This is a genomic window from Microcystis flos-aquae FACHB-1344, from assembly GCF_014698375.1.
GTDB lineage: Bacteria > Cyanobacteriota > Cyanobacteriia > Cyanobacteriales > Microcystaceae > Microcystis > Microcystis aeruginosa.
Genome location: NZ_JACJSW010000103.1, coordinates 1 through 9,146, shown reverse-complemented (window position 1 = coordinate 9,146; position 9,146 = coordinate 1). Strand labels below are relative to the sequence as shown.

The 9,146-nt window shown below is 41.7% G+C and carries 8 protein-coding genes and 2 pseudogenes; 5 read left to right on the top strand and 5 right to left on the bottom strand.

Annotation, left to right across the window (positions count from 1 at the left end):
- A pseudogene (locus H6G48_RS08345) lies at positions 1-534 on the top strand (IS701 family transposase); the annotation flags it as partial.
- A gap of 106 nt (positions 535-640) precedes the next feature.
- Here the strand turns inward: H6G48_RS08345 and H6G48_RS08340 are convergent.
- Positions 641-1,078, bottom strand: a complete 438-nt coding sequence (locus H6G48_RS08340; RefSeq protein WP_190720913.1) for a D-Ala-D-Ala carboxypeptidase family metallohydrolase — start codon at positions 1,076-1,078, stop codon at positions 641-643.
- 219 nt (positions 1,079-1,297) lie between these two features.
- Here H6G48_RS08340 and H6G48_RS08335 point away from each other — a divergent pair, with 219 nt between their 5' ends.
- Entirely contained in the window at positions 1,298-1,537 is a 240-nt protein-coding gene (locus tag H6G48_RS08335) for a hypothetical protein (protein WP_190720911.1), read from the top strand.
- Between the two features lie 285 nt (positions 1,538-1,822).
- Here the strand turns inward: H6G48_RS08335 and H6G48_RS08330 are convergent, their stop codons facing one another.
- The gene (locus tag H6G48_RS08330) at positions 1,823-1,987 is read right to left on the bottom strand and encodes a hypothetical protein (protein WP_190720909.1); all 165 of its coding nucleotides are present in this window, start codon (positions 1,985-1,987) and stop codon (positions 1,823-1,825) included.
- A 352-nt stretch (positions 1,988-2,339) separates the two neighbouring features.
- On the opposite strand from H6G48_RS08330, the gene H6G48_RS08325 reads away from it, so the two are divergent.
- On the top strand, positions 2,340-2,801 hold the full coding sequence (locus H6G48_RS08325) for a DUF29 domain-containing protein (protein ID WP_190720908.1): 462 nt from the start codon (positions 2,340-2,342) through the stop codon (positions 2,799-2,801).
- Between the two features lie 2 nt (positions 2,802-2,803).
- On the opposite strand, the gene H6G48_RS08320 is transcribed toward H6G48_RS08325, so the two are convergent.
- The 3 genes and pseudogenes from H6G48_RS08320 to H6G48_RS08315 form a co-directional block, all read right to left on the bottom strand.
- A complete protein-coding gene (locus H6G48_RS08320) occupies positions 2,804-3,406 on the bottom strand; it encodes a heme-binding protein (RefSeq protein ID WP_190720904.1) in 603 nt (200 codons plus the stop codon).
- Positions 3,360-3,497, bottom strand: a pseudogene (locus H6G48_RS27425) (ISAzo13-like element ISMae28 family transposase); the annotation flags it as partial. The pseudogene H6G48_RS27425 and the gene H6G48_RS08320, both read right to left, overlap by 47 nt.
- 369 nt (positions 3,498-3,866) lie before the next feature.
- Positions 3,867-7,700, bottom strand: a complete 3,834-nt coding sequence (locus H6G48_RS08315; protein WP_190720902.1) for an Eco57I restriction-modification methylase domain-containing protein — start codon at positions 7,698-7,700, stop codon at positions 3,867-3,869.
- Positions 7,701-7,958: 258 nt separating this feature from the next.
- Here H6G48_RS08315 and H6G48_RS08310 point away from each other — a divergent pair, with 258 nt between their 5' ends.
- Positions 7,959-8,225, top strand: a complete 267-nt coding sequence (locus H6G48_RS08310) for a hypothetical protein (RefSeq protein WP_002773197.1) — start codon at positions 7,959-7,961, stop codon at positions 8,223-8,225.
- Entirely contained in the window at positions 8,225-8,674 is a 450-nt protein-coding gene (locus tag H6G48_RS08305) for an HNH endonuclease (RefSeq protein WP_190720900.1), read from the top strand. Before H6G48_RS08310 ends, H6G48_RS08305 begins: the two co-directional genes overlap by 1 nt.
- Positions 8,675-9,146: the final 472 nt, after the last annotated feature.

The window sequence follows — 9,146 nt, the reverse complement described above, 5'->3', positions numbered from 1 at the left end:
CTATCAGAAAAGGATTGGGAGAAAATCACCCTAAATCTAGATCAAGAAAAAACGGTTTGGGTAGCGGTATTCAGAGCGAAAATATCTCAACTAGAAGGAGAAAGGAACTTGGCTATCGTCATGAATGCAAGTTCAATGGAAAAAGCCACAGAGGTGGACTATTTCATCACCAATGTAGTTGAGGCAGATACAGTAACAGCTTCGTGGATAGTCAAGACTTACACCGAAAGAAATTGGGTGGAAGTATTCTACCGAGAAGCCAAAGGATGGTTAGGGTTAAGGGAATACCAAGTCAGGGATAAACGAAGCTTACTTCGTCATTTTATCTTGGTGTTTTGTGCCTATACATTTATCCTGTGGCATAAGTTAACTGGGGGATTGCAAAGGCGGTGGGCGAATCGACCTTTAAACACTTTTGTGGAAGCCTTGGAAGCTTTTCGGACAGCGATGTCTTTCCGTTTCTTTGAGTGGCTGACCGAGAATCTGGATGTGTTTGCCGCTTACAAAGCCAGTTTAGGCTTTATTTGGGCTTGAAATTTGTTTAAGTCCCACTAGCTCCTCAAGCTTAGGAGAAGCAGCCAAAAATAAAGTAAAGATCACACCCCAAAAGACCTGAGTAGTTAATAGATTTTTGCCCATTTTAGTAATTCCATCGTGGACCTTTTTGCCCACCTGACTTCCAACCCTTACGGTTTCGAGTATCAAGGTGAACAAAACCCTTTTGTGCGCCGTAGCCTAACGCACCAAACCAGCCTTGGTCGAGCCACCCCTGAAACCGCAACAAATCGCCGTTAGCAGGCTTAATATCAGCAGCACGCCCAAAAATGTGTTGAGAGTTATTTGCGCCACCTGCAGCCCTATTTACCGCGATTGGGCGATACCAAGAAGTAACGACAATCCCAGACCCCCACTCCTCACGAATCTTATCAAGCTCGATCGCCAGGCTTAAAATATTGCGCTCGATCTCACTTCCACTAGCAGGAATTCGCCGTAAATCGTTTTTAGTCACCTCAGCAGTCGAAAAATAGCGACTAATCTTTTCCTGCGGGTTTTTCCAGTCAATCACAGGCTTATTCACCAAATATCTCCAAAAACTAAATCAATTTTAGCCCGATCCACAAAGCGAAATCAGGGAGTCTTTTTTACTCCCAATGCCAAAATTTTGCCATGGCAAAATTTTGGCACTGATACCCTGTCCACACCCCTAAGACAATCAAAAGTACCAAAACAGCAAAAAGGCACGGGAAATGCTTAAAAAAAAAAGCTGGTCAAGAAATCTTTTAAATGGGAGGATCAAGTGCAAGCAATCAGCACCCTTTTAGTAACCGTAATCGCAGTGATCACCATCATCGTAGGATTAGGCCAAAAACTAGAAAACCTCGAAGTCGGTCAAAAAATAATCAAAGAAGAAATCAAAGAAACTAACGACAACCTTAAAACTCTTTACACTCGCCAAGAAGCTGAAAAGGATTTTGCTATTCGTGATCGGCTCTGGGAAGCCAGATATAACGCTCTCGAAAAAGAATACTCTAAATGAGAATAACTCTACTTTATTGAGAATCAGGCAAAGTCAGCATACTACAATGAAATTTCAAACGTTTGCCAGGGTCAAAAAATCAGTTACAGGTTTGTAAAAACCTTGAAACCCTTATATCCCAATACTTCCCACCTAGTCCCTTGGCAAACTCTTGAAATTTCATCTATTTGTAATCCTACATTCTCTCAATAAATAATCAATAATTGAGGCAATTAAATGCTTAAAAGCTTATTCTTTTTTTTACTCTCTCCCTTCAATAATTTTAATTTCTTCCTCGCTTAATCCCTAGAGTTTATAAACAATTAGATCGATCAATTCATCGGTGGCTCTTAATTGTTGTTTTAGGGGTAAAAGTTTATCTAGACTGGTTTGATATTCTTTTTCTAAGGTTTCCTGTATTTGGCGATCTAACAAGATAAAAATCCGTTTATTTTGTGGGAGGTGCGCCATGGGAAGTTCTCATCCTAAATCTCGTACCTTGCTGGCGAGCGAGTGGAAGGAACCACAAAGACACAAAGGACACAAAGATTGATTACCTTTCCCGTTATGATAATTGTGGTGCTAGATTGGCTACAACGGCAAGAGACAAAATCCTTGCAGTTCGTTTATCTGATCAAGAATGGAAAAGGCTAGATGCTTAGGCAAAATCAAAGAATCATACTCTCACCGAAGTTGTTAGAGATTACGGGATTGCAACCCATTGATTAATATCGTGCTTCGTTGTTCTATACTGGCGGAACCTTTCATCTCCGAGGTAAAACCGAGGGTTCCTTCCAGCCGACATTATAGGTAAAGTTCCAATATGAAAGATCAAGCGAATTACCTGTATGAATCCGACTTCTATGGGTGGACAGAGCTACAAGCGAAAGCTCTAGCCAACCGACAGGTAGAAGCTCTGGACTGGCAAAACTTACGGGAGGAAATCATTTCCTTGGGTAAACAAGAATATCGAGAACTGGTGAGTCGTCTAACCGTTTTGGTAGGACATCTTCTCAAATGGGAATATCAGCCAGATAAACGTTCTCGTAGTTGGTTTTTGACAATTAGAGAACAGAGACGAGGGATCAGACGGCATCTAGAGGGCAATCCTAGTTTAAAATCCCAGATACCGACGGCTTTATCCGATGCTTTCGAGGCCGGAGTCGATTTGGCTTTACGCGAGACGGATTTACCGATACGGACTTTTCCCTCTCACTGTCCTTTCACCTTCGAGGACATCATGGCCGACCATTTCCTCTGCGATACGAGTCAGGATTGGCCCTAAGTTCAACGGTTCGGGGATACCACCTCGACGGGGATCTGTATCTCGCTCCGTTTCAGGGGATCGGGAACGTAGGGACCGTCATAGAAAAAGCGACGGGGGGAACCGATCACCAGGTAGTGCGGATGTTCGGCCAGCCATTCGTTCAGCTTGGTTAATCCCTCTCGATAGCTGTCAAAATCGTAGCTACCCTGCAATCCCAGACTCACCACCGTCATGGGTGGTACATCCTCGATCCGAATATTATCGGCCACCTCTTTCGGGTAAGTGTCGGTGTCACGGTAGAGAAAGGAAACTTCGGCCTCTCCCGATGTCGCTCCAGCGTCTGCGGGGTAGCGGGTTTCGACGGGTGCGGTCATCGAGATCTCGTTAGAACTGATGTGTTGGTACAGGGGATAAAACGACCGGTTGGCCGCCTCGGACAATTGACCCCGATAACGGTAAGTGGCGGCCCGATAGGCGGGATAGTTCTTCACCTCGATCCGTCCGTTCGGGGTCGGGGTCGGAAATCCCGCGGGTAGGGGAGCGCTGGAAGCTTGATAGACCCCGATGGCAAGGGCAGCTAAGGCGATAAAACCGAGGGGAATTAACAGGTAATGTGGTTTCATGATCGATTAAACTTTTGATGTCTTCTAATAGAAAAGGTCAATGTTCTTCTGCTTTTTTCCGCCCCTTAGCTGAATGATTATCAACATAAATATAGCAGTTTTCATCAGAATGAGGTATGGGCAAGGAGCTTAAACCCTTTGTTGGCAAAACTTGTCGATACCTCAGTAACGTGAAAAGCGCTAGCTCTCATCTCAACAAGTAATACTAAATCCGTTGAGCATAGGCTACTTATGAGGACAGGCACTCATGCAAGAGGCAAAAGGCAAAAGAGGGAATAGATAATCAGTTTTTAATAACTGGATTTAGTATAATACTAAATCCGTGAGTAACGCACAGAAAACGGGTTTCTCCGAGAAACCCGTTTTCTACTCATGCACTCATGCAAAAAGGGGAATAAATAATCAGTCTTTAATAACCAGATTTAGTATAATTTAAATACGCGGGCAGCTGATTCTTTTTTCACTCTCTCCCTTCAATAATTTTAATTTCTTCCTCGCTTAATCCATAGAGTTTATAAACAATTAGATCGATCAATTCATCGGTGGTGCTTAATTGTTGTTTTAGGGGCAAAAGTTTATCGAGACTGGTTTGATATTCTTTTTCTAGGGTTTCCTGTATTTGACGATCTAACAAGTTAACGCTAATTTTCTTTTTGTTCTTTTTCAGTATCTCCCACAGTTGATCGCAGCTAAGATGAGGTTCGCTTTTTTGGTAGTCACCGAGATAGTTTTGGATTTTTGATTTGTTGGTTAAATTATCGATCGCACTGCCGATTATTCTCTCTAAATATCTCAAAAAGCTTTTGATTTCTTTTTGTTTTTCCCGATTTATCTCGATCATCTGTTCTGCTAAGTAGGCCAGAATATCATGGACTATATCGGTTTCCTCTCTCCTAATATGTTCCTCGATTTCTTTTAATATCTCTTGCTTTGCTTGATAACTTTTGATAAGTTTCTCTAAACACTGTTGACGGCGATCGCTATTAGTGCTAAAAGATATTTTTCGGATCGGTATTTTTTCTAAATAGCTTTTATTCATGTCATCAACTAAATAGTCTTCACACCAAAAATTAAGTAATTTAGAGCTTAATAAGGTAGATGCGAAAAGCAAGTTATCTTTTTGGTTAGAGTATGAAATAATAATTTGAAGCGTTTTCATACCCGCAGAGTTATCTCTAGGATCAAAACTACAAACTATTCTCTGTTTCCAGCGTAGCTTTTGAATGCGAATACACCATATTTTGGGACATGAATAAAATTTTTGCATCTTAATAGGGGTTAATTCACTAGATTTAATTAATACCCCGTCATTAATTTCATACCGATTAATATCTTCTGGAATGACTATCATGAAATTACCCTTTGGATCAGGGGTTAATTTTTGTTTACTTCCTTCTTCTCCTCTAGAGATTATAAATTTCAAAGAGCTATTTCTTAATGTCTCTGAGTTATTTTCTATTTTTTGAATAATACTTTGTTCACATCTAGAGGCATTATAACCGATAATATGATCCTGTTTTCTTGCCCATTGTAATTGTGCCGATTTGGTATTCTGCGACCATTCTTGAAGACCAAATTTTTCTAATCTTTCTTCCACCGAGACGATAAATCTACTAATTTTTTTATGTTGAATACGGTGATATTTAGATGGTTGTTGATGTGTGACTATTAAAATTAAACACCATGTATCTCTGACCTCTTTAAATACTGGTCCGGTTTCAATTAATTCTTCAATTGTACTTTCAAAAATTAAATGTTTTCGCAATTCTCTTAAATCTTCTTTGCGAAGTAAAGTATCAGGGATAATATGACCACATCTACCATTTTGATTAGTTCTAATCATTGATGCTTGAGTAAATAGTGCATAAGAATCAAGGTTATTTAAGCTATTAATTTTAAAATAATTTTGCAAGAATTTCTTTTCTTCTTTACTAAGAGTACAACCCCAAGGAGGATTACCGATTACTGCATCAAAACCGGGGTTATCTTTCCAAGAAGCGGAATCAAGATCGATAAAAACTTCAGGAAATTCCAGATCCCAATGAAAAAAACGCTTACTTTTATATAAACTAGCTGCTTGGTCTAAAATTCCTTGATCTGATCGGGGTAACTTATCCCAATTAATTGCCGATATATTACCACCGTAGCGCTGCAGAAACTCGATAGCAGTTTTAACCCCAAAAAAGCGAGAAAGGAAAACATCTAATAAACGCTTGTAGGGTTTAGCTTGACTATCAAAATCACGGAATAACTGTTCACTTGTTTCCACTTCAGCAAAAGTCGCATCGCTGAGGGTACTAATTCCCCGCATAATTTCTGCTGCCCGAAGTAACCCAACAAAAGGGCCAGTTAAAAGAGTTAATTGACCACTTTCTTCCTCGATCATAGCGGCTTCTGCGTCCTTGGCGGTAGTTCCGATCAGAGAGTTCCCACAACGTAAATGATGATCCAAAAAACTCAAAGGTGCGCCCACTGTGAAAGAATGTAACCAGAGACTAACTTTGGCCAATTCTACGGCCATCGGATTGATATCCACCCCATAAATACAGCGCTTCATCACCACTCTCTGTAATAATTGCGTGGGTTCAAGGGTGGGAGAATCGAGAATAATTCCCTGTTGTCGGAGATTGTCGATAATGTTTTGTCGGGTGGTTTCCAACATGGTTAAAACGGGATTATCTTCGGGATAAAGATTGAGAATCTGGATTAACTCATCGGTGAGATAGTCCACTGCTTCTACTAAAAAATGTCCGCTTCCCATGGCGGGGTCACAGAGTTTAAGATCAAGTAAGGTGGTGATCGCTTTTTTTTCTAAGCGTTGTAGCTCTTTTTCTAATCCCTGCTGACTGAGATTTCCTAAACGTCTATCGCTGCTTTCTTGTCTTCGGGTGGCGATTTCTGTCATCACATCCCCGAACTGTCGCGCTCTTTGCTCTAAAATTGGTTTGAGGGTATGGCTGACAATATATTTAACAATGTAATCGGGAGTGTAATAGGAACCGGTGGCTTTTCTTTCTCCCCGATCATTTTCCAGATGCACCGATTCCCCCTCAATCACGATGCGATATTCCAGTAATCCCTCGTAAATTGATCCTAACTGTCGCACACCTAAAAAACTATAGTCGATCGGCTGTCCCTCAAAACGTGCTAACTTGTCTAAAATGGGCGCTAAAACCGCATCGGATAACTTATATTGACCGAGAAAACAATTCACCCGGCCTTCTTCCATGTCAAATAAACCCCCGTTGTAACGAGGTACGGCTAAATTAGCATCCCCTCGATCGACAATGCGAAATAAACTGAGGAGAGCATCGTATATTCCCGTCGAGGTGCCACTAAAGACCTGCTGACGATCGATTTTAACGGCAATTTCTCGCGTCTTTTGCAATAAGCTGTAATCGCGATAGTCTCCCCTCACCGGCAGCAAGTCCCGCGCTTCTGCGTAGAGCAGAAATAATAATTTATACAGCAGGGATAAACTCGCTTCGTACAATAAATCTGGCTGTATGTCTGTATTTAATGATACAAAACCTTGAGAAATATCGGGAAAAATGCGATCGAAGACTAACTCTTTTAACTCGTTACCCACTCTGGTGGCATAGGTGGTACTCTCCTCCCGCACCCGTTCAAGGAAATTCTGACCGTGAATATCCTTAATAAAAGCCTCTTGACGGAAAAATAACCAGAAATACGGAAATTTTTGCCGGTCTCCCCCTTCTAATAGTTCCATCAAGTCCACTAGATAAAATTCCGTGGCTGTGGAGGACGCTTGACGATAATATAAGCGCCATTCTCGACCATTGGTGAGAATACCCCAATCTACTCCCGTCCCCGTGAGATAATTGGTGATCTGAAAGGAAGGATTACTATTTTTCCAGATATCTCGCTGATCATTCTTAGAAACGTCACTAAGAGAACGTTGCCAGTATTTGGCCTCAGCGATCGCTAAAACTTGACTATAAAAGGCTCTTTCATTATTCTGGAGAGCATAGGCTTGATAACGGTCATTTTCTGTGGCAAATAGGGCATAATCTGGCCTTTCTGACCTTCCTTTTCCCCTACTGCTTACCTGCGGTATATAACTAAAACCGAGAATTTCTAGAATCGGTTGTATTAATTCTGCTTCCGTTTGCGCTTCGTTAAGAGTCGGCAAAATCGCCTTTTTTTGTTGATAAAGACTCTCTAAGCGGGAAAATGCCACGGATACATCCTCTTGCCATTCCCCAGAATCCGGCAGCCGATGCTCAAGATAGTGTTGAGAAAAAAGCGGTTTATTGCTTGCTTGTCCTGACATGGGCAATTATCCTAGCATTGAGGGTATCTAGCCTAAAAATGAAGGGTTCGCAGGCAGGCACGGATTCCCATTATACAAGAAGTATAGGGCAAGTCTCCGATTTTGTCAAGGGTTTTGGCCAAAAAAAATCGCCAAGACTTACCACAGCCGCAGGCTTGAATCGTAACTTATATAATGGGGATAAAAATTAAAATCCTTTTGATTTCAAGCTACCGACTGAACTGCGGTAGTCATCGATAACTGATAACTGGTAACTAAATGACCCCCCAAGCAATCCCTAAACTCAATCATTTGCCCTCTGCCCTAGCCAGAGAGGGAGCCGTCTGCCTAGAATTAGAAGATGGAGTTGCTATATTTCGAGCTTCCACTGCCGTTCAGACTCGGATTGAAGAATTACTGCAACTAGAGAAAGAATCAGCAATTACCCCCGCACAAAAGCAAGAACTCGATGCCTACGAAGAAATTGACGACTACCTCAGCTTTGTCAATCGTACCTTGCGGAATCTCAGCAAAAACCCCTCTTGATGTCTAAAAAGTTTTCCTCAGTTATCCAATCAGAAATTCGCGTCCGCGCCAATTATTTATGCGAGTATTGCCATGCCTTAGAAAAATGGCAGTATGTTGCCTTTACGATAGACCACGTCATTCCCTTAACTCAAGGAGGAGATGACAGCTTGGATAATTTGGCCTTGGCTTGCTTTCACTGCAACCGTCGCAAGGGAAATCTGGTCTCTATCAAAGACTTAGCTTTAGGGGAGGACATACCTCTGTTTAATCCGAGAAGGGAGCGTTGGCAAGACCATTTTATTTGGTCGGCAGACGGTAGAGTAATTATTAGCTTGACGGCAGTGGGAAAAGCCACGATTGCAGCTTTAGACTTAAATCGAGAGAGGGTAATTGACATTCGCCAAGCTGACATACTTCTCAAGCGACATCCACCGCCGGGAGATCCCATCCAGGAGAATGTCGATTAAATTAGCAATATTGTCGGTAAATTTGCGCTTTATCAATGTTCTGACTTTGCTAGGACAGTAATGCAGTGACTAACAGACAAACAAAGGGAAGGGAAAATGAGCGAAATGAAAAAGCCCTATCATGATCAACAGGTTATTATCGTCTCTGATTCAGAGCAGGGTATCTAGCCTAAAAATGAAGGGTTTGCAGGCAGGCACGGATTCCCATCATACAAGAAGTATAGGGCAAGTCTCCGATTTTGTCAAGGGTTTTGGCCAAAAAAAATCGCCAAGACTTACCACAGCCGCAGGCTTGAATCGTAACTTATATAATGGGGATAAAAATTAAAATCCTTCTGATTTCAAGCTAAGGACTAGACTGAGGATGAAGAAATTGATGATAGTTCCCTGAATGTGATTAAAGCGAGTCGCAGTGAATCCGCTCAGTCTAAAGAGAGAAAAAAACGGAATCAAGAGAACATCCCTGTGCATA

Bases quoted from the DNA above. Each gene is read 5' to 3' on its own strand.
- H6G48_RS08330 (WP_190720909.1), bottom strand. From the start codon at position 1,987: ATGGCGCACCTCCCACAAAATAAACGGATTTTTATCTTGTTAGATCGC.
- H6G48_RS08325 (WP_190720908.1), top strand. From the start codon at position 2,340: ATGAAAGATCAAGCGAATTACCTGTATGAATCCGACTTCTATGGGTGG.
- H6G48_RS08320 (WP_190720904.1), bottom strand. From the start codon at position 3,406: ATGAAACCACATTACCTGTTAATTCCCCTCGGTTTTATCGCCTTAGCT.
- H6G48_RS08315 (WP_190720902.1), bottom strand. From the start codon at position 7,700: ATGTCAGGACAAGCAAGCAATAAACCGCTTTTTTCTCAACACTATCTT.
- H6G48_RS08310 (WP_002773197.1), top strand. From the start codon at position 7,959: ATGACCCCCCAAGCAATCCCTAAACTCAATCATTTGCCCTCTGCCCTA.
- H6G48_RS08305 (WP_190720900.1), top strand. From the start codon at position 8,225: ATGTCTAAAAAGTTTTCCTCAGTTATCCAATCAGAAATTCGCGTCCGC.